At 69.2% G+C, this 18,436-nt stretch carries 24 protein-coding genes; 1 reads left to right on the forward strand and 23 read right to left on the reverse strand.

Features of this window, described 5'->3' with window-relative positions:
• The 22 genes from lysS to RIE08_18095 all read right to left on the reverse strand — a co-directional run bounded on the left by lysS (position 1) and on the right by RIE08_18095 (position 16,666).
• Positions 1-1,404 carry a lysine--tRNA ligase gene (gene lysS, locus RIE08_17990; GenBank protein ID MEQ8719498.1) on the reverse strand — a complete coding sequence of 468 codons (1,404 nt, stop codon included), beginning with the start codon at positions 1,402-1,404 and terminating at the stop codon, positions 1-3.
• Positions 1,401-2,198 (reverse strand): type III pantothenate kinase, encoded by a 798-nt coding sequence (locus tag RIE08_17995; GenBank protein ID MEQ8719499.1) that lies wholly within the window; start codon positions 2,196-2,198, stop codon positions 1,401-1,403. The genes lysS and RIE08_17995 overlap by 4 nt, the downstream gene beginning before the upstream one ends.
• Positions 2,186-3,082, reverse strand: coding sequence for a carboxylating nicotinate-nucleotide diphosphorylase (gene nadC, locus RIE08_18000; GenBank protein MEQ8719500.1), 897 nt, complete (start codon positions 3,080-3,082; stop codon positions 2,186-2,188). The genes RIE08_17995 and nadC overlap by 13 nt, the downstream gene beginning before the upstream one ends.
• Positions 3,079-3,921 (reverse strand): phospholipid scramblase-related protein, encoded by an 843-nt coding sequence (locus tag RIE08_18005; protein ID MEQ8719501.1) that lies wholly within the window; start codon positions 3,919-3,921, stop codon positions 3,079-3,081. Before RIE08_18005 ends, nadC begins: the two co-directional genes overlap by 4 nt.
• A gap of 65 nt (positions 3,922-3,986) precedes the next feature.
• The gene (gene panC, locus RIE08_18010) at positions 3,987-4,847 is read right to left on the reverse strand and encodes a pantoate--beta-alanine ligase (protein MEQ8719502.1); all 861 of its coding nucleotides are present in this window, start codon (positions 4,845-4,847) and stop codon (positions 3,987-3,989) included.
• On the reverse strand, positions 4,844-5,578 hold the full coding sequence (locus tag RIE08_18015) for a DUF2520 domain-containing protein (protein MEQ8719503.1): 735 nt from the start codon (positions 5,576-5,578) through the stop codon (positions 4,844-4,846). Before RIE08_18015 ends, panC begins: the two co-directional genes overlap by 4 nt.
• Positions 5,575-6,039: a 2-amino-4-hydroxy-6-hydroxymethyldihydropteridine diphosphokinase gene (folK, locus tag RIE08_18020; protein MEQ8719504.1), complete on the reverse strand. Its 465-nt coding sequence runs from the start codon at positions 6,037-6,039 to the stop codon at positions 5,575-5,577. The genes RIE08_18015 and folK overlap by 4 nt, the downstream gene beginning before the upstream one ends.
• A complete protein-coding gene (gene folB, locus RIE08_18025; GenBank protein MEQ8719505.1) occupies positions 6,036-6,398 on the reverse strand; it encodes a dihydroneopterin aldolase in 363 nt (120 codons plus the stop codon). Before folB ends, folK begins: the two co-directional genes overlap by 4 nt.
• Positions 6,399-6,411: 13 nt before the next feature.
• Entirely contained in the window at positions 6,412-6,927 is a 516-nt protein-coding gene (locus tag RIE08_18030) for a hypothetical protein (protein ID MEQ8719506.1), read from the reverse strand.
• Complete coding sequence (locus tag RIE08_18035) at positions 6,921-7,259, reverse strand: hypothetical protein (GenBank protein ID MEQ8719507.1); 339 nt, start codon at positions 7,257-7,259, stop codon at positions 6,921-6,923. The genes RIE08_18030 and RIE08_18035 overlap by 7 nt, the downstream gene beginning before the upstream one ends.
• A gap of 66 nt (positions 7,260-7,325) precedes the next feature.
• Positions 7,326-9,281, reverse strand: coding sequence for an ATP-dependent zinc metalloprotease FtsH (ftsH, locus tag RIE08_18040; protein ID MEQ8719508.1), 1,956 nt, complete (start codon positions 9,279-9,281; stop codon positions 7,326-7,328).
• A gap of 96 nt (positions 9,282-9,377) precedes the next feature.
• Entirely contained in the window at positions 9,378-9,920 is a 543-nt protein-coding gene (gene hpt / locus RIE08_18045; protein MEQ8719509.1) for a hypoxanthine phosphoribosyltransferase, read from the reverse strand.
• Complete coding sequence (gene tilS, locus RIE08_18050; GenBank protein MEQ8719510.1) at positions 9,917-10,756, reverse strand: tRNA lysidine(34) synthetase TilS; 840 nt, start codon at positions 10,754-10,756, stop codon at positions 9,917-9,919. Before tilS ends, hpt begins: the two co-directional genes overlap by 4 nt.
• Positions 10,757-10,827: 71 nt before the next feature.
• Entirely contained in the window at positions 10,828-11,910 is a 1,083-nt protein-coding gene (locus RIE08_18055; GenBank protein ID MEQ8719511.1) for a zinc-dependent metalloprotease, read from the reverse strand.
• A complete protein-coding gene (locus RIE08_18060; protein MEQ8719512.1) occupies positions 11,907-12,059 on the reverse strand; it encodes a hypothetical protein in 153 nt (50 codons plus the stop codon). The genes RIE08_18055 and RIE08_18060 overlap by 4 nt, the downstream gene beginning before the upstream one ends.
• A gap of 60 nt (positions 12,060-12,119) precedes the next feature.
• Positions 12,120-12,311 (reverse strand): hypothetical protein, encoded by a 192-nt coding sequence (locus RIE08_18065; protein ID MEQ8719513.1) that lies wholly within the window; start codon positions 12,309-12,311, stop codon positions 12,120-12,122.
• Between the two features lie 88 nt (positions 12,312-12,399).
• Positions 12,400-12,681 (reverse strand): hypothetical protein, encoded by a 282-nt coding sequence (locus RIE08_18070; protein MEQ8719514.1) that lies wholly within the window; start codon positions 12,679-12,681, stop codon positions 12,400-12,402.
• On the reverse strand, positions 12,678-13,322 hold the full coding sequence (locus RIE08_18075) for a sigma-70 family RNA polymerase sigma factor (GenBank protein MEQ8719515.1): 645 nt from the start codon (positions 13,320-13,322) through the stop codon (positions 12,678-12,680). Before RIE08_18075 ends, RIE08_18070 begins: the two co-directional genes overlap by 4 nt.
• Positions 13,323-13,380: 58 nt before the next feature.
• Positions 13,381-13,875: a CAP domain-containing protein gene (locus RIE08_18080; GenBank protein MEQ8719516.1), complete on the reverse strand. Its 495-nt coding sequence runs from the start codon at positions 13,873-13,875 to the stop codon at positions 13,381-13,383.
• Between the two features lie 503 nt (positions 13,876-14,378).
• Positions 14,379-14,924 carry a hypothetical protein gene (locus RIE08_18085; protein MEQ8719517.1) on the reverse strand — a complete coding sequence of 182 codons (546 nt, stop codon included), beginning with the start codon at positions 14,922-14,924 and terminating at the stop codon, positions 14,379-14,381.
• Positions 14,921-16,069 (reverse strand): hypothetical protein, encoded by a 1,149-nt coding sequence (locus tag RIE08_18090; protein MEQ8719518.1) that lies wholly within the window; start codon positions 16,067-16,069, stop codon positions 14,921-14,923. Before RIE08_18090 ends, RIE08_18085 begins: the two co-directional genes overlap by 4 nt.
• A gap of 42 nt (positions 16,070-16,111) precedes the next feature.
• Entirely contained in the window at positions 16,112-16,666 is a 555-nt protein-coding gene (locus RIE08_18095; protein MEQ8719519.1) for a TIGR03086 family metal-binding protein, read from the reverse strand.
• 160 nt (positions 16,667-16,826) lie between these two features.
• Between RIE08_18095 and RIE08_18100 the strand changes: the two genes are divergently transcribed.
• Positions 16,827-17,987, forward strand: coding sequence for a hypothetical protein (locus tag RIE08_18100; protein MEQ8719520.1), 1,161 nt, complete (start codon positions 16,827-16,829; stop codon positions 17,985-17,987).
• A gap of 51 nt (positions 17,988-18,038) precedes the next feature.
• On the opposite strand, the gene RIE08_18105 is transcribed toward RIE08_18100, so the two are convergent.
• On the reverse strand, positions 18,039-18,422 hold the full coding sequence (locus tag RIE08_18105) for an SRPBCC family protein (protein ID MEQ8719521.1): 384 nt from the start codon (positions 18,420-18,422) through the stop codon (positions 18,039-18,041).
• Between the last annotated feature and the right edge of the window lie 14 nt (positions 18,423-18,436).

Consider the following 18,436-nt stretch of genomic DNA (forward strand, 5'->3'; position numbering starts at 1 on the left):
TCAGTCCGCCTCTGGGCGCAGGGTGGGGAACAGAACGACGTCGCGGATCGAGCCGGCGTCGGCGAGCAACATGACGAGACGGTCGATCCCGATACCCAGACCACCCGTCGGCGGGAGGCCGTACTCGAGTGCCCGCAGGTAGTCCTCGTCGACGACCATCGCCTCGTCGTCGCCCGTGGCGCGGTCGCGCTCCTGGGCCTCGAAGCGGGCCCGCTGGACGTCGGGATCGGTGAGCTCGGAGAACGCATTGCAGAGCTCCCGTCCGGCGACGATCCCCTCGAAGCGCTCGACGAAGCCGGGCTCGGAGCGGTGATCGCGGGCGAGGGGCGACACCTCGGTCGGATAGTCGGTGACGAAGACCGGGCCCCACAGCGTTGCCTCGGTGGTCTTCTCGTAGATCTCCAGGAGGAGCTTGCCGGGCCCCCAGTGCTGTGACGGCTCGATCCCGACCTGACCGGCTATGGCCGAGAGCTGGTCCACGCCCATGTCCAGCGAGAGCTCGTGACCCGTGGTCTCCGCGATCAACTCGACCAGCGTCGCCCTGCGCCACGGCGGAGCCAGGTCGATCTCACGTCCCCCGTAGGTGATGGTCGTCGTGCCGTGGATGGCGGTGGCGAGCCCGGCGACCACCTCCTCGGTCAGCGCCATCATGTCGGTGTAGTCGGCGTAGGCCTGGTAGAGCTCGAGCATCGTGAACTCGGGGTTGTGGCGCGTCGACAGACCCTCGTTGCGGAAGACGCGGGCGATCTCGAAGACCCTCTCCATGCCACCGATCACCAGGCGCTTCAGGTAGAGCTCCGGCGCGATCCGCAGGTACAGGTCCACGTCCAGCGCGTTGTGGTGGGTGATGAAGGGCTTCGCGAGCGCGCCACCCGGGATCGGATGGAACACAGGGGTCTCGACCTCGATGAATCCCCGACGGTCGAGCTCGGCCCGCAGCAGCGACAGCACGCGGCTGCGCACACGGAAGGCCTCAGCGGCCTCCGGCGTCACCCACAGGTCCACCTCACGTTGGCGGTAGCGGGTGTCGACGTCGGTCAGCCCGTGCCACTTGTCCGGGAACGGGCGCCGTGCCTCAGCGAGGCGGGTCCAGGCGTCGACACGTACCGACAGCTCCCCCCGTCTGGTCTTCATCACCTCGCCGGTGACCCCGATCCAGTCGCCCAGGTTCAGATCACAGAAGGCCTCGTAGTCCGGGGTGGTCTTCTGCGGCGCGAACAGCTGGACACGGCCCGAAGAGTCCTGCAGGGTCGCGAATGCGAGCTTCCCCTGAACCCGGCGCAGCACGACCCGGCCGGCGATCGTCGCTGTCTCGCCGGTCTCGGAACCGTCGTCGATGCCACCGTGGCGTTCGATAAGTGAGGCCGCGCTCGCATCGACCTCGTAGCGGAACGGCTGGGTCATGCGTTCTTCGCCCAGATGAGTCGCAGACCGTGCAGCGTGAGCCACGGCTCGACACGTTCCACCGTCTCGCAGTGTGGGGCGATGAGAGGTGCGAGGCCACCGGTCGCGGGTACGGCGGCCTCTCCGAGCTCGGCCTCTATCCGTCGGACCAACCCGTCCACCTGAGCGGCGTAGCCGTACACGGCACCGGACTGCAGAGACTCCATCGTCGAACGCCCGATCACGCTCTGTGGCTCGACGAGTTCCACGGCGCGCAGGGCCGCGGCGCGCTCGAACAGGGCCTCCAGGCTGATCTCGACGCCGGGGGCGATGGCACCCCCGAGATACTCGCCGTCGCCGGAGATCGCGTCGAAGGTCGTCCCGGTCCCGAAGTCCACGACGATGGTCGGTCCCCCGAACAGGTCGAAGGCACCGACGGCGTTCGCGATCCTGTCCGCGCCGACCTCACGGGGGTTCTCATAGCGAACGGGCATCCCGGTCTTGACGCCGGGTCCCAGGACGATGGGGTCGACGTTGAGGTGGCGCACCGACATCTCCCGCAGCGCGGTGGTGACGCGGGGAACACCCGAGGACACGGCCACGCCCTCGATGTCCGACGTGATGTCCCAGTCCTCGAGTTCGAGCATGCCGCTCAGCAGGACCATCAACTGGTCGTCGGTGCGGTGGTGCTCGGTGGCGGCCCGCCAGTGCCCCACGAGCCCCGCCGAGGCCGACGGCTCCGGCGGCGTCTCACCGTCGATCTCGTACAGACCGACCACCGTCTGTGTGTTCCCGACATCGACTACGAGGAGCACGGCTGGCTCCCCTCGTCCGTGTCGATGTCGAGGCCGAGGTCGAGGATGGGCGCCGAATTCGTGAGAGCCCCGATCGAGACGAGGTCGACCCCGGTGGCGGCGTAGGCCCGTACGACCTCGAGGCTGATCCCACCTGATGCCTCGAGCAGTGGACGACGGTCGTGGCCGGCCGCGTGTTCCTCCGCAGCCAACACGCATTCACGCGTCTCCACGGGAGTCATGTTGTCCAGGAGGACGAGGTCGACCCCGGCGTCGAGCGCCTCCCGGACCTGGTCGAGTGAGTCGCACTCGACCTCAACCGTCTTGCCGGGCCAGCGGTCACGGGCCGCGGCCACAGCGTCGGCGATGGACGTCACCGACAGATGGGTGTCCTTGATCATCACCCACTCGGACAGATTGCCCCGGTGATTACGACCGCCACCGGCTCGTACCGCAGCCTTCTCGAGCGCACGCAGCCCCGGTGTCGTCTTGCGAGTGTCCCACACGGTGACCTGCCCGAGAGCCTCGCTGACGTGTAGCCGCGTGGAGGTGGCGATACCCGAGAGGTGACCGAGGAAGTTGAGCGCCGTCCGCTCCGCGGTCGCAATCGACGCGAGCGACCCTGCGACGGTGGCACAGCGCGTCCCGGGCTCGACCGCGTCGCCGTCGACCGCGTGCCATGTCACGGCGATGGCGGGATCCACGCGTGCGAAGGTCTCGTCTGCGCAGGCCACCCCGGCGAGGACGCCTGTGGCGCGGGACGCGATGGTCGCCGTGACACGGCGCATCGGATCCAAAAGCGCTGCCGACACGTCGCCGAGCGGTTCGAGGTCTTCCGCCAGAGCGAGTGCGACGCGATCGGCGACCACGCCTGCGGGAGGGTCGAAGGGTGTCGGGCTTCTCACGAGAAGCCCCGCGAGTCCTGCTTGAGTGCCGTGTCGACGGTGAGTGCCGCCGCCACGACGAGTGTCCGTAGCGGATCCGCCAACGGACGGTGGATCTGCACCACGTAGTTGTCCGCCGTGGTGAACAGCGTCTTGGCGAGACCCTCCCAGGTCTTGGTCATCCGTGCCACCGACTCGTCTGCGGCATCCACCACGTCGAAGTTCCAGGCCCGCCAGTTCTCGGCGCGGATGGTCCCGACGCGTTCGTCGTCGGCGCCGTAGAGCCCGAAGCGGATCTTGCCGATGGCGTTCTCCTGCCGGGCCTCACCGACCACCTCGCCGAGACCGTCGGTGACCACGACCCGGGACTTGACGAACTTCCGGGGCCGGGTGATCCCCATCACGACGTTCCCGGCGGCGTCGACCACCTGGTAGGTGTGCGTCATGAACTGGTCGGCGCTCGAGACGACCCGGACGAACTTCTTCAGGGCGCTCTGACCGACTTGGCGCACCGCCCCGATCTGGGTGCCGGTTCCGTCGTAGACGGCGTACTCCGCGTTGACCTCGATGATCTTGGCCTTCTGGTTCACCACGAGCACCGGCTCATCGAGGAGGTGTCCGCTCCCCTGCCATGTGGCCGCCGTCCCGCCCGCCCTGGCGGTGGCCGCCTCGTGGCGCCGGAGTTGATCGGCGATGCGATCCGGTGTGGCGGTACCGGTGACGGCCGGCGGCACGCCCGAAGGTGCATCGACGCTCTGGCGGCCGTGCGAGGACACGTGCTCGGTCCACTCCGTTCCGTTCCAGTACCGCAGCTCGTGGCGACCATAAGGGTCGGGGAACCATCCCGCCGGGTTCGACATGGGCGCAAGGATAACGGTGCGCGACCCACGGTCACCGGCCCGCCGCGCGGCTCTCCCCTTTGCCTTCAGGAGTCTCCGGAGAGCACCACACCCATGTTGTCGATGAGGCGGGCGCGGCCGACCCTGGCCGCGACGAGGAGCCGCACCGATCCCGACAGGGTCGCCGGCTCCCGCAACGTGGTCGCGTCGACCACGGCCACGTAGTCGGGCGTGTCGACGAGTGGCTCCGTCGCGAGAACCGAGTCGACGACCGCGCGCACGGCCCCGGGGTCTCGCTCACCGGCTTCGACCGCCGCCACTCCCGCGGCGAGCGCCCGGTTGAGAACGGCCGCCGCGCGCCGCTGTGGGGCGTCGAGATAGACGTTGCGGCTCGACATCGCGAGCCCGTCGGCTTCCCGCACGATCGGACAGCCGACGATCGTGGCGGGGAGGTCCAGGTCGGTGGCCATCCGCCGTATCACCGCGAGCTGTTGCCAGTCCTTCTCGCCGAAGTAGGCCCGACAGCTCCCGGCGATCGACAACAACTTGGTCACGACCGTCGCGACCCCGTCGAAATGCCCGGGCCGGTACTCGCCTTCCAGCGGCCCCGACACGCCACCGACGCTCACCGTCGTCTCGATCGGGCGGGGGTACATCTCCGAGACCGAAGGGGCGAACACGGCGTTGGCGCCCGCCGCGGCGCAGGCGGCCCGGTCGCGATCGAGGTCCCGGGGATAGGCCTCGAGATCGTCGTCAGGGGCGAACTGCAGCGGGTTGACGAAGATCGTCACGACGGTGAGGTTGCATTCCCGCACGGACCGTCGCACCAGGCTGATGTGTCCGTCGTGCAGGTAGCCCATCGTCGGGACCACACCGATCGTCGCACCGTCCGCACGCGCCTCGTCGAGCCAGACGCGCAGCGCCTGCTTCGTCTCGAAGGTCCTCATCCTCGCTCCCCTCCGGAGGTGCCGCCCGCCAGTCGTCGGGCCTCGGCGACCATCGCCTCGTAGCCGGGCCGTTCGTCGAAGGGCAGAGCCGCGAGATGACGTCGGATCGTATCGACATCACCGCGCGCGGCTGGCCCCGTGAGCGCCGCGGCCGGACCGACTTCGCCCACGTTCGCCACCGTCCCGGCGACGAGGTCCAGGTAGGCCTCGAACGGGACGCCGACGATTTCGGCCAGCCTCTCGACCTGACCGAGGAGCGCCACCAGATGATTCGACGCGACACACGCGGCGGCGTGGTAGAGGACACGATGCTCATCGGAGACCTCGACGGTGCGTCCGCCCAGATCATCGACGACCGCACCCGCCAGGGGGTCCCCCGCCACGGCGAAGATGCCGCCTCCGAGCAACAGGCGCGCGCCCGCCTCTGGATCCGGGAGACTCATCAGCGGGTGGAGCGCTCCCCGCCGCGGGTGGCCGGCGAGGACGCCGAGACCCAGTGAACCTGCCACGTGGGCGACGACCGTCTCGGGGTCCGGCTCGATCGTGGCCGCCGTGACCGCGACCGCCGCGTCAGGCGTGGCGATCAGCACGAGATCGACGTCGCTCGCGGCATCTCGCGGGTCGTCGTCCCTACCGAGGACGCCGACGACGCTCCAGCCCACCGATCCGAGAGCCAGCGCGAACGCGCCGCCCGCACGACCGCCCCCGACGATGCGTACGCGACGTCTCACCCGTGAGCGAGCGATTCCAGCGGCCCCAATCTCACGACGGCCGCGGACTCGGAGGGCCAGTCGGTGGCGAGATCGGGGGCGACATCGCGCACGGGGATCATGACGAAGGCCCGCTCGGTCATCCGGGGATGCGGGACGACGAGATCGTCGGAGTCGACGGTCTCGCCGTCGACCCACAAGATGTCGACATCGAGGGTACGTGGCCCCCAGTGGACCTCACGGCGGCGGCTCGCGGCCTGCTCGAGACGGCGGGCGACACCGAGGAGTTCACGCGCCGACAGGTCGGTCTCCAACAGGGCGACCATGTTGAGGTAGGGGCCCTGGCGGTCGGGCCCACCGACGGGGGCCGTCTCGAAGACGTCGGAGGTGGCGACCACGTCGGGCATCGACGCGAGGGCGTCGGCCAGATGCCCGCGCCTGTCACCGAGATTCGAGCCGAGAGCGAGAAGGGCCCTCGTCACGGTCGGTCCCGGGTGATCCTCACACCGGTCGTCGCCACGTCGTGGGGCAGCGGGGGCCGGACCTTGCGCACCTCGACGGTGACCTCGCTCACGCGCTCATCGACAAGGACGACCTCGGCGATCACCGCGGCCAACCGCTCGAGGAGCGTGACGTGGCCTGTCGTCACCCGCTCCACCACTGCGGCGGTGAGTTCCCCGTAATCGATCGTGTCCGCCAGATCGTCGGTCTCCGACGCTCGGGCCATGTCCGTGAACACGTCGAGGTCGATGTCGAAGGGCTGAGGCCGTTCGTGCTCCTCGGGGAGGGCGCCGCAACGGGCGAGGACCCGCAGGTCCCGTATGAGGATGGCGTCGCCCATCACAAACAGGAGGTCAGTCGCCCGCGCGGGCGATCAGCCGGGAGCTGCGCGAGACGATCGCCCGCCCGGTCGGACCCATCTGTCGTTCCAGCAGGCGCTCCACGATCGTGATCGCCTCGTGCTCGACCTTTACGATCCCGTGCCAGACGAGCAGGCCGGCCAGCAGACCAGCGAGGCCGTCGTCGACCGACTGACGGTGCACGAGGACGCGGCGTCCCTGATGCAGGTTCTCACCGACCAGCGTGAAGAAGCGGCGCAGCGTCTCGGTGGACGGTTCCGGCATCGGCACCGGACAGTGGATCGCACCCACGTCGAGCTCGGAATAGTTGTGGAGGTTGGATGGCGCGTTGATGAGGGAGACGACGGGGTCGAAGCCGTTCTCGCGGATCCAGATGATCTCCTCGGTACGACGCACCCGGCGGTGGCTCTCGCCGTAGCCCCCCGGACGTTCACAGACCGCCAGGCGATCCTTGATCACCCAGTGGAAGTTGCGGGGCACGATCCCTTCGGCCCACTTTCCCTTCACCATCGCGCAACCCCTCCACCGTCTGGCGTCAGAACCGACGCCGCAGCAGCGAGGTCGTCGGGGAGATCGGTCCGGACCTCGGCGCCACACGCCAGCGACCACACGCCGTCGACCACGCGTTCGACGACATCTCCCGGTGCCCTCGGGTCCACGGCGACGAGATCGACCACGACCCGCTGCGAGATCCCCACGACGGTCTGGGGTAGGGCCGCCAGCGTCGACACGCCCACCGGCGCTACGAGGAGAACATCTTCGCCACCCGGTTCCGCGGCGGGTGCCACGAGGGCGCCCGCGCGGCTCTGGCAGGCGTCGAGGCGCAGTACAGGGGCCGTCACGCGGCGGATTCTACCGCTTCGGTGGCTCGGCTCCCGTGACCGCCGCAAAGAGATACGGCGGTGGGATCAACCCCGGTTGGTCGGTCGCTCACCCCGGTCGGAGTGACCGATGTCCTCCGAGAGCATCGGCGATGTGTCGAGGATCGCGGTTGACTCCTCGGGCACGCCGGAACGGTGGTGATCGCCGAGGGTCTGACGGTCCCAGGACTCGAGACCCTCGAATATCTCCGCCAGATCCTCCTCGTCGAGGGTCTCGTGCTCGATGAGCGCCGCGGCGAGGTCGTTCAGCGCGCCCCGGTGGGTCACGAGGATGGCCCGCGCCTCACGATGCGCGATGTCCACGAGTTCGGCGACCTCGGAATCGATCACCGACGCGACCTCCTCGGAGTAGTCGCGGTCGTGACCGACCTCCTTGCCGAGGAACACCTCGTCACGGCGGGCCCCGAGTCTGCGGGGGCCGATCCTCTCGGACATGCCGTGTTCGGCGACCATGGTCCGGGCGAGCTTCGTCACCCGGTCGATGTCGTCGGCGGCGCCCGTCGTCGGGTCACCGAACACCATCTCCTCAGCCGCCCGGCCGCCGAGGAGCATCGCCATCTCGTCGCGGAGCTCGGACCGTGACTTGAGGTACCTGTCCTCTACCGGCAACGAAAGCGTCCAGCCCAGCGCCCGGCCCCGCGAGACGATCGACACCTTGTGGATCGGGTCGGTGTTCTGGAGGATGTGGCCGACGAGCGCGTGTCCGGCCTCGTGGAACGCGACGATGCGCCGCTCGCGTTCCGACATCACCCGGTTCTTGCGCTCGGGACCGGCGATGACCCTGTCGATTGCGGCCTCGAGGTCGACGGTCTCGATGATCTGGCTGCCGCGCCGAGCGGCGAGGAGCGCTGATTCGTTCATGAGATTCGCGAGGTCGGCGCCGGTGAAACCGGGCGTGCGCCGCGCGACGGTCTCCAGATCGACGTCGTCGCCCAGAGGCTTGGTCGCGCCGTGCACGTCGAGAATCGACCGACGCCCCAGAAGGTCGGGACGGTCGACGACGATCTGGCGATCGAAGCGGCCCGGACGCAGCAGCGCGGGGTCCAAGATGTCCGGGCGGTTCGTCGCTGCGATGAGGATGACACCCGTTGCGACGTCGAAACCGTCCATCTCGACGAGGAGCTGGTTGAGCGTCTGTTCGCGTTCGTCGTGACCGCCGCCGACGCCGGCGCCACGATGACGGCCGACAGCGTCGATCTCGTCGACGAAGACGATGGCGGGCGCGGCCTCCTTCGCCTGGGCGAAGAGGTCCCTGACCCGGCTCGCGCCGACACCGACGAACATCTCGACGAAGTCCGAGCCGCTCAGCGAGAAGAACGGAACACCGGCCTCTCCGGCCACCGCACGTGCGAGCAGGGTCTTACCCGTGCCGGGCGGACCGTAGAGAAGAACACCCTTGGGGATCTTGGCGCCCATGGCGAGGAACCGCTGCGGGTTCGACAGGAAGTCCTTGATCTCCTGGAGCTCCTCGACCGCTTCGTCCGCGCCGGCGACGTCGCTGAAACCGACCGTCGGTTCGTCGGCGGAGATCTTGCGCGCCTGGGTCTTGCCCATGCGGAACAGCCCGCCGCCGCTGCTCTGCATCTTCTTGAAGATCACCAGGAAGACCGTCAACAAGACGAGGACGGGCAGCAGGGACAGGAACACCCCCAGCAGCAGTGACCCACCGGCGTTGCTGATGCGGGTCTCGACCCCGGCGTCGATGAGGTCCTCCGTCAGCTCGTCGCCGAACTCCCGGGGGTAGGTGACGCGGAACAGGGTGCCGTCGTCCAGCTCCCCCGTGATCACGCTGGCCCGGTCGTCGATCGTGACGGCATCCACGTCGGCGTCGGCTATGGCGGTCCGGAACTCGTTGAGGGTCAACGGGGTCCGGTCGACCCCGCCGTCGCGGAATCCGAACCACCAGAGACCGCCTGCGATCACCAGGCAGACCGCGATGACGGTCCAGACCTGGCCGCGGGTGCGTGGCCGGAGGAGCTTCACGGTCGCGAGGCTACCGGTCGGCCGTGACCGAACCCCGGCGGTGGCCGCCGAATGGGTCGCTCGGACGACCCGGCTCGCAGGATGGCCGGATCGACTTCACAGCGGGTCGTACGAGCGGATATCCGGGAGATTCCGGAACCGTTCCGCCACGTCGAGGCCGTACCCGACGACGAAGTCCGGCGGGACCTCGAAGCCGACGTAGGCGAGCTCGTTGCTCGTCTCCTGTCGGCCCTCGCGCACGAGCAGCGCACAGATCTCGAGCGACGCCGGGTTGCGGGCCCAGAGGTTGCGGCGGACATAGGCGAGCGTCAGTCCGCTGTCCACGATGTCCTCCACGAGGATCACGTCGCGATCGCCGAGGTCGAGATCGAGATCCTTGACGATCCGTACGACGCCCGAGCTCTTCGTCGACTCGCCGTAGGACGACACCGCCATGAAGTCCATCTCGACGGGCAGGTCGATCGCCCGCGCGAGGTCGGCCATGAACATGAAGGCGCCCTTGAGGACACCAACCAGCAGCGGGGCCCGCCCGGAATAGTCGCGGGTGATCTCCTCGCCGAGTTCGCTGATCCGGCCGCTGATCACCTCGGCGGGCAACAGGACGGGTCCGGGGTCGGGTGGGGGATGTGAGGTGTTCACGGATCGACGAGCCTACCGGTCCGGGTCTCGATGATCCGGAGTTCCCCCGCCGTGCGCGCCACGCTGCGGCCGTCACCGATCTCGGTCGCCCGCCAGGTCCCGCGGGCGACGTCGAGAACCCGGTCCACAGTGGCGAGGTCGGGTCCGTAGCCGTCAGCTGTGGTCTCCATGATCCAGCGACGCACCGCAGCGCGCGCGACCGCCCGGGGCTCGCAGGTCAGGGCCGCGGCGTCGGTCGGGTCGACCGCGCCGCCGAGGTGATCGGCGAGCGCCGCCAGTTCGGCACTGAGCTCGGCATGGCGCACGATCGCTGCGACGACGTCACGACCTGCGACGTCGTCGAGAAGGGGCAACACCTCGTGGCGGACCCTGTTGCGGGTGAAGGCCGGGTCGTCGTTGGTCGGGTCGTGCCGGGGTTCTATGCCGAGCTCCGCACACAGGGCGCGTGTCTGGGACCTGCGTAGTCCGATGAGCGGATGACGCGCCGACCCGATCATCGGTGACGTACCGGCGGGTCCCGCTCCCCGCAGGAGATTCCACAGCACGGTCTCGGCGACGTCGTCGGCCGTGTGGCCGAAGAGCGCGTCGGGCCCCACGGCGGCGTGCCGGGCCGCACGGGCACGCGCCTCGAGGTCGGGTCCGGGTTCGACGTTCGCCCGGTGCACGACGAACGCGACATCGAGGTCCTCGGCGAGGCTACGAACCGCGGCCGCATCGTCACCCGAGTCGGCGCGCAGCCCGTGGTCGACGTGGGCGATCGTGACGGTGAGGCCGGACGCCACCGCGAGGATGGCGAGCGAGACCGAGTCGGCTCCGCCGGAGACGGCACACACCACCCTCGAACCGGGTGCCGGGAAATGGCAACGGGACGCGAGGTCGCCGCAGGCGGCCCTCAGCGCCGCCGGGGTCAACCCGCCAGGGCTGCGGGATCCGCCCCGGTGCGAATCCGCTCGATCCACAGCGCCGGCTCACGGATCTCGCTCATCGAGGGGAGGTTCTCGGGGCCCTCCCACGCACGGTTGAGCAGCTCGGGCCCGCCGGCTTCCTCGACGGCGGCGATGAACGCCTCACCGGCGGCGTACTGGTTGAGCTTCGCCTCGATCCCGATGAGCTTCTGGAACAGGCGACTCACTCCGCGGGCGGAGTTGCGGCGACGGCGCAGGACCGATGCGAAACGTTCGGCGTTGGGGACGCGACCTTCACCCGCACGATCCATCGTGACGTCACCGTGGCCCTCCAGAAGGCTCATCATCCCCGAGATCCGGTCGAGCACCTCGCGTTGGCGCTCGGTTGCGAGAAGGACGGCGAGACCGCCGTCGAGAGCGTCCTCTCCCCGCCGGCGTGCCTCGAGAATCTTCTTCGCGGCGTCGAGAAGTCGTTGCGGGTCAGGGTCGATCTCGTCGAGGGTCTCCTCCACGAGGGAGAGGAAATATCCCCGTAGCCACGGCACCCCGGTGAACTGGGCGCGGTGGGTGGTCTCGTGCAGGGCCAACCAGAGACGGAACTCACGGGGCGGGAACCCGTGCTTGCGTTCGAGAGCCAGGATGTTCGGACCGACGTAGTAGACGATGTCCTGGTCGTCGGGCCGTTCTTCTTCGATGATGAGCAGGTCGTACTGTCCGAGGACCCGCGTCGACATCCAGCCCAGGACGATGCCGACCTCGGCACCGCCCGCACGTCGGGTCAGACCGGCGAGAGGGCCCTGCTTGTCGAACTTCTCGGCCATCTTGTCGGTCAGCGGACGCAGGAGACGCTGGAACGAAGCGATGTTCGCTCCGATCCACATGGAGCGGTCGGCGACCCTCGCACGGGCCGGGCCCGCGTTGGACACAAGGCCTGTCTCCGCTGCGACGAGTTGCTCGGCCTCGGCCGTCAGCTCGTGGAAGTCGGCGACGAGCGTCTCGTGGTGGTAGGCGTCGGTGGCCTGCTCCCTGCGGGAGAAGCGCTCGGCGACGCGTTGTGCGAAATCCCAGTCGACGGGTGTCGTCACGACTTACGGGCCGCTCGCTGTCGCCGGTTCGGATACCGCTGCGACGACACGGACTTCAGATAGCCCACGATCGTCCCGAGGACGGCCAGCACGGCACCCGCCGCGAGGAGAGGGGCGATCCACCAGTGCCAGATGACTGCGATCAGCATGGGCGACATCCTAGGGTCGCCGTCGTGCGCCGTCACACCCACACGGCCCCGGGCTCGATCTCATTCGTCGATGACCCGTCCACGCATCCGCTGGACGACCATCGGCTGGTGATGGGCGCAGTAGTCCAGGTCGTTGTAGATCGACAACCTGGTGCCGCAGTCCTCCTCGACACACACCCGACCTTTCGCCGAACGCGGTGCCGTTCTGGTCTCGCTCGTGGGGCGCTCGCCCCGCACAGCTTCGTAGGCCACGGATGCGGAACCAGCCGGGGTGTCCGGCTATTCCGTCGCGGTTGCGTCGCCGGCGCGGCGCGCCCGGGTACCCGGACGGACCCGGAGCTCAGAGGTCTGTGACCTCGATGCCGCTGAGGTCGATACGCGTCAACGCGTCGGAGATCCTCGCCCGCAGTTCGGGCGGTGCCTGCTCATGGCACGACTCCGACAGCGTGTGCTGGATCCGGACCTCGAGACGAAAGGCCCTGACGCACGGCGCACAGTCGTCGAACTCGGCGAGCAGTTCGCTGATGCGCTGGTCGGTCACCCTGCCGTCGAGGGCCGCGGTGATCCGCTTCATGGCCCCGTCGCAGTCGTAGGGCACGCCTGGGCAGTCTTCGTGTGTCACTCCGCTCCTCCCGTCACGCTGGTCGCCGCGGAACCCGCCACGGCGCCGTCCCGATCGCGTCGGGGGTCGTCCTCGGTTGCTTCGACCGGTTCGTCGACGAGTCCACGTCGTCGGCCGAACTCGTACAACTGCTCCTGGAGGCGCTTTCTTCCACGATGCAGGCGACTCATGACGGTGCCGATCGGGATGTCGAGGATCTCGGCGATCTCCTTGTAGGCGAATCCCTCCACGTCGGCGAGCAGTACCGCGAGGCGGTACTGGTCCGGTAGAGCCTCGAGCGCGTCGACGATCTCGCCCTCGGTGAGGTGGTCGAGCAGCTCGTCCTCGGCACTGCGGCCGCGCTCGCCATCGTCGAGTTGGCGGTACAGATAGAGGTCGGGGAGGTCCGCGAGGTCGGTCTCGTCCGGACGCCGCTGCTTGCGCCGGTAGGTGTTGATGAACGTGTTCGTGAGGATGCGGAACAGCCAGGCACGCAGATTCGTGCCCTCCTCGAACCGCTCGAATCCCCGGTAGCCGCGCAGGAAGGTCTCCTGGACCAGGTCTTCGGCATCGCTGGGGTTACGGGTCATCCGCAACGCCGTCGAGTAGAGCTGATCGGTGAACGGCGTCGCCTGCGCCGCGAAAGTCGTGGGATCAGCCATGACCTTCACGGTAGCGGCGACTGTGGGCACCGCTGCGACGGTCCGGAGCGCCGTTCCCTCAGCCGCCCATGATCTGGCTGACCCAGATCTGGCCGGATGCGTCCACGACGACACCGATGCCGATATGGGTCACGCCGGGATGCAACATGTTGTCGAGGTGACCGGGGCTCGCAAGCCACAGGTCGAACACCGTGTTCACCGAGTCGAAGGCGTAGCCGACGTTCTCGCCCCAGTTGGGCCAGGCGACGCCGCCGGAGTGCCCCAGGACCCCTGTCGTGGCCATATGCGCCGCCCATGCCCTCGCATGGGCCGTCAGCGAACCGTCGACGGTCAGCGGACCGAGGCCGGCCGATGAACGTACCGCGTTCGTGCGCGCGACGAGTGCAGCTTCGGACCCCGCGTTCGACGGAGGCGAAGGCGTAGGTGTCGGCGTGGGGGTGGGTGGCGGGGGCGGCGGGGCCGTCGGCGTGGGGGTGGGCGGCGGGGCCGTCGGCGCGGCGGTCGGCACGGCCAGAGTCTGCGCCGTCACCGGAGGCGGTGGCGGTGTCGGCATGGGAATCGGCGTCGGGGTGGACACCTCGACGGTTGGCAGTGGCGTGGACTGCGCGGTCGCAGTTGGCTCGACGGTCGCCGGCACTGTGGGGGTCGGCGTAGGTGTCAGCGTTGCAGTGGCCGTGGGGGTGGCCGTCGCGGACACGGTTGGATCCGGTGAGGGAGACGCCGTAGGCGTGGGTGTCGTCGGCGCGGTCGGCTCATTGGCCACAGCGGCGAGCCGGGGTAGTACGGTGGGCGTTGCGTCGCCGTCTGCGCCCGAGTCTCCGCCCGCAGCGGAGACTCCCACTGCGACCGCGATGGTCAACAGGACCAGCCCCAGCGATGCTGCGGATGCGCCCCTCCACCACCGTCGCGCTGCGTCGGGGCCCACCCGACGACCTCCTCGATCGACAATCACCGATGTTACGGATCAGCTACTTCGGAACACAACAGTAACATAGTTGCGCGCAAACCCCTCCGTCACCCGCGACTTCCCGACCCGGTGGCGCGCGGAGGCGGCCTTCACACGTCGATGACACCGTCGACGGTCACGTCGACTGCGAGCCACAGCGTGAACGCCGTCGCCAGGTGACCGAGCCCCCGCTCGAGGCGCAACGTGACGGGACCTGCTTCGTCGTCCACGACAGCCGCCCATCCGACACACGCCGCGAGACCGATCGCTGCACCGACAACGACGGCGCCGACGCCCCTGTCGGCGCCTGCGCTGATTGCGAGCACCCCGACATCGGGACGGAAGAGCACCGGGAAGAACGCCGGCGCGAGAGAGGCGAGCGGGCCGGAAGGGACCGATGCCGGATCCGGCGCCCGTCGGAAGAGGTCGAACACGGCGGCCAGGCCGAGCGTGAGACCTGCGCCGATACGGGCGTTGGGCGCGGAGATGTCGAGACCGTCGAGGAGCGGATCCGCGACCGCAGCGAGCACCAGGTAGCCGGCCAGCGCGAGAACAGCTCCGACGGCGACGTACAACGGTGTCCCGGGCAGTTCGCGACGACGCCGGAAGGCGTTGAGACCGAACGCGAGTGCGAGAACGGCGACGGCGGTACTCACGACAGGCTCTCCAGGATCGGCATCGTCAAGAGCAACGCTGACATGGCGTGTTGCTGGTCGTCCATCTGGGTGACGCCGAACTGGAACCACGCCCCGGCGGTGCGACCCGGGTCACGCTCGGAGAGCGCCTCGTCGGCATCGACCTGACGCTCGACGAGCATCCCCGCCAGACAGGCGCCGCGCGCTGCGACATCGTCGTCGGGGGCCACCTGCCAGAGGTTCCCGAGCGCCTCGCCCAGGGTGCCGACGCCGGCACCCAGGGCCCTTCGCCCGCGGGTCAGATAGGTCCACCAGTCCGTGTCGCGTTGGGACTCGTAGCGGACCTGGCCGCCGAAGAGCGCCTGTTGGCGTTCGATGTAGTCGGCGTCTCCTCCCCCGAGCTCGACGAAGGCGTAGCTTGCCCAGTGGTCCGGCAACGGTGGCCAGACCTCCTCGGCCTCGTCACGTTCCTCCACGATGTACATGCCGATCGACTCAGCCGCGTCGCGCCACGGCCCGTCCGGCTCGACCCGGGCCAGACTCGCCAGCGCCCAGAAGACCTCACCGGTGAAGAACTTCGAGTAGCTGTCAGGGACCGGTAGACCCGTGTCGGGGTCCCACCCCGCGAGCACGGCACCATTGGCCTCGATCTGACCGATCAGGAACTCGCCCATCTCCACCATCTCCTCGTCGTAGGTGGCGGCCCCGGTCGTGTCGCGCCGGATGACCAGCCCGGCGACGAGCAGCGCCGTCGCCCCGACCCGCACGTCGGCGCTGCCCCGATGGAACGCGAGCCCGTCGCCGGCGGTGATCAGATTGTCGAGGGCGAAGGCCGTCCCTGCGTCTGCGATGGACCGGGCGCCCGACACCCCGGCGGCGTCAGCCTGGTAGAGCGACATTGTCACGCCGGCATGCCGGGTGAGGTTGTAGCCGCCGAGGTCGACGTCGTCGTCCTTGTCGTAGCGGTAGAGCCAGGTGCCGTCGTCGAGTTGGTTGCGCTCGAACCATCCCACCGTCTCGACCACCGCTGCGGTGACCTCGGCCGGCGTCACCACCGGACACATCTCGGGCTGCACGACGAAGGCGCGCAGCACGACCGCGACGAGGACCCACGCGGCGACACCACCGAGAAGGCGGTGAGTGATCGTCCTGCGCCCCACGTCCACGGCGCCGCACTGTAGGCAGACCAAGCCGACGGCGTGAAGCCCTCAGGGGCGACGACCGGTGAAAGCGGCGAAGCTCGCCACGGGATCGTGCCAGTCCCCCGGCACCGGATCGGCCATCCGTCCCGGGCCGCGGATGGCGTCGCCGATCTTCACGACGGTGGCCTGCGCCTCGGCCGCCAGGTCCGCTGCGATGCCATGGGGTTGACCTGTGGCCACCGCGAGATCCCACGTGTGTGTGAGCGGGTCGACGTAGATTCCGGCGAGGAAGCTGTCGACGGAGATGTGGCCGAACGGCGTGTCACGCTCCGTCCGCAGAACCCCCTGGGTGTCCAGCGCCTCGAGGGTGTGATCGCGAGCTGCCGCCCAGGTGGACAGCGGGTCGTCGCCCGCCGTCTCGGTGGGCCCCGGACCCCGGGCCTGCGCGCCCGCAGCGGTATCCCCGACCAGCCGAACGACGGTGAGGGCGTGTCCGAGGACCTCCCGAGCGGTCCACTCGGGACACGGTGACGGGTTGTCCCACGCCTCCACCTCGACGCGGTTGACCACTGCGTCGAGGGCGTAGACGCAACGAACGAAACGGCGCAGGTTCTGGCTCATCGACAGGCCTCCACGGTCCCCGGGGGCGGACGTTGCCCCCTACCCGGCGACGTTAGCCGCCGCGCAGGACCCGAGCCTCGATTCGTGTCGCCGATTTCGCTGACGTGAAGCCGACCGCGCACAGCGCCCCGCCAGAGCCGGTCAGATAATGTTCAGTTCCTTGAAGACACCGATAGAACAGCGGCAGCAGCAGACATCCGCGGGCCGTTGGGTCCCGGCCGTCGCGGCCATCGTCATCGTTTCGGCCGGCCTGCTGGCGACCAGCGCGCCCGCGGCCGCCCAGAACGGCGACGTCACCTTCGATGCCGTCTTCGGGGATCGGTCCCTCGACGACGTCGACAGCGCCAGCCCGCTGAGGGTCGACTCCGCCGACATCATCGACCTGGAACTGACGGTCACCAATGACGGCGACGAGTCGGTCGAGGTGGGCCAGATCCGGATCGAGTCGAAGCTCCTGTCGTTCACGTTCCTCACCCAGGCGCTGCGCACCCAGATCGTCGTGGAGCCGGGGGAGTCCGAGTCCGTCACCCTCCCGGTCGACTTCGTCGGCGTCGAGGGGCAGGCGTCCGGGTACTTCCGGGCCGAGATGCGCCTCCTCGACGGCGAGAACTCCACGCTCGCGAGCCGCGACTTCACACTCGACATCCGCGGCGACGCGTTCGCGGCGGCCAACACGGTCTTCTACCTGCTGATCGTGTTCGCCGCCGTCGTCGTCCTGCGCAATCTCATCGCGATCCTCCGGCGACGTCTCGAGGTCAACCGCCTCGTCAGGGCGACGCGTCTGGGGATCGTCGGCCTCCAGGTCGGCGTGGTGCTGGCTATCGCCTCGTCGCTGTTCCGCTTCCGCGCCATGTCCGGCGCCCAGTGGATACCCCTCGTGATCATCGCCGCGCTCATCGGTTTCGGCGTCGGCTACTTCCTCACGCTCGCGCCGAAGGACCTCGACGAAGACGAACGCGACGACCTGGATCCCGAGCGGGACCGAGCCACGGTCGTCCTCGACGGCGAGCGCGACGAGCCGACGAAGTCCATGGACCCGGAGGCACTGCGCCCGACCATCGACGAGAACCGGGCGACCCGCGACACCGTCATGCCGGGAATGGATCCCGAGGCCGACCGCGACACCGTCACCGACACAGGCCGCGAGACCATCGGGCCGGACGACCCGGAAGCAGTGCGCCCGACCATCGACGAGAACCGGGCCACCCGCGACACCGTCATGCCGGGAATGGACCCCGAGGCCGACCGCGACACCGTCACCGACACAGGACGCGAGACCATCGCCGCCGACACCGCCGAGACGACGGCCGACGACGACTGAGAACGCGTCGGGCCGGGGACTCCCGGCGACGGCTGAGGTCGCGTCGGTCCGTCAGGATTCGAGCGCCATACTCTCGAGTCGGCCGAGGGCGACCCGGCAGACCGCCAGGTAGGGCGCCGCGACGAACGGCACGCCGAAGCGGACATTGCACGACCCGGCATGGACCTCGGAGACGACATGATCGGTCGCGCCGATTCCGGCGACCCTCCACGCCCACCGCCACGGCGGATCCCACGCCGTCACCTCGAAGGGCAGCGACACGCCCAGTGCGGTGGTCACCGTGCCGCGCGCGCCCGACCGCAACGTCCCGGAACCGACGAGGGTCGCGGACCGCACCGACGGTCCCCACCGCGCCCATGCGTCGAGATCGGTGAGCAGGTCCCACAACGTCGACGCCGGTGCGGCGATGTCACGGCCCGTCCACAGCGTCCTCACCGAGTCCTCCGGTC

The organism is Acidimicrobiales bacterium (assembly GCA_040219085.1).
GTDB lineage: Bacteria > Actinomycetota > Acidimicrobiia > Acidimicrobiales > JAVJTC01 > JAVJTC01.

Coding starts and splice junctions, on each gene's coding strand:
- RIE08_18005 (MEQ8719501.1), bottom strand. CDS start 3,921: ATGTCGAACCCGGCGGGATGGTTCCCCGACCCTTATGGTCGCCACGAG.
- lysS (MEQ8719498.1), bottom strand. CDS start 1,404: ATGACCCAGCCGTTCCGCTACGAGGTCGATGCGAGCGCGGCCTCACTT.
- panC (MEQ8719502.1), bottom strand. CDS start 4,847: ATGAGGACCTTCGAGACGAAGCAGGCGCTGCGCGTCTGGCTCGACGAG.
- RIE08_18075 (MEQ8719515.1), bottom strand. CDS start 13,322: ATGGCTGATCCCACGACTTTCGCGGCGCAGGCGACGCCGTTCACCGAT.
- folB (MEQ8719505.1), bottom strand. CDS start 6,398: ATGGGCGACGCCATCCTCATACGGGACCTGCGGGTCCTCGCCCGTTGC.
- RIE08_18095 (MEQ8719519.1), bottom strand. CDS start 16,666: ATGAGCCAGAACCTGCGCCGTTTCGTTCGTTGCGTCTACGCCCTCGAC.
- RIE08_18030 (MEQ8719506.1), bottom strand. CDS start 6,927: ATGGTGAAGGGAAAGTGGGCCGAAGGGATCGTGCCCCGCAACTTCCAC.
- RIE08_18080 (MEQ8719516.1), bottom strand. CDS start 13,875: ATGCCGACACCGCCACCGCCTCCGGTGACGGCGCAGACTCTGGCCGTG.
- RIE08_18060 (MEQ8719512.1), bottom strand. CDS start 12,059: ATGCTGATCGCAGTCATCTGGCACTGGTGGATCGCCCCTCTCCTCGCG.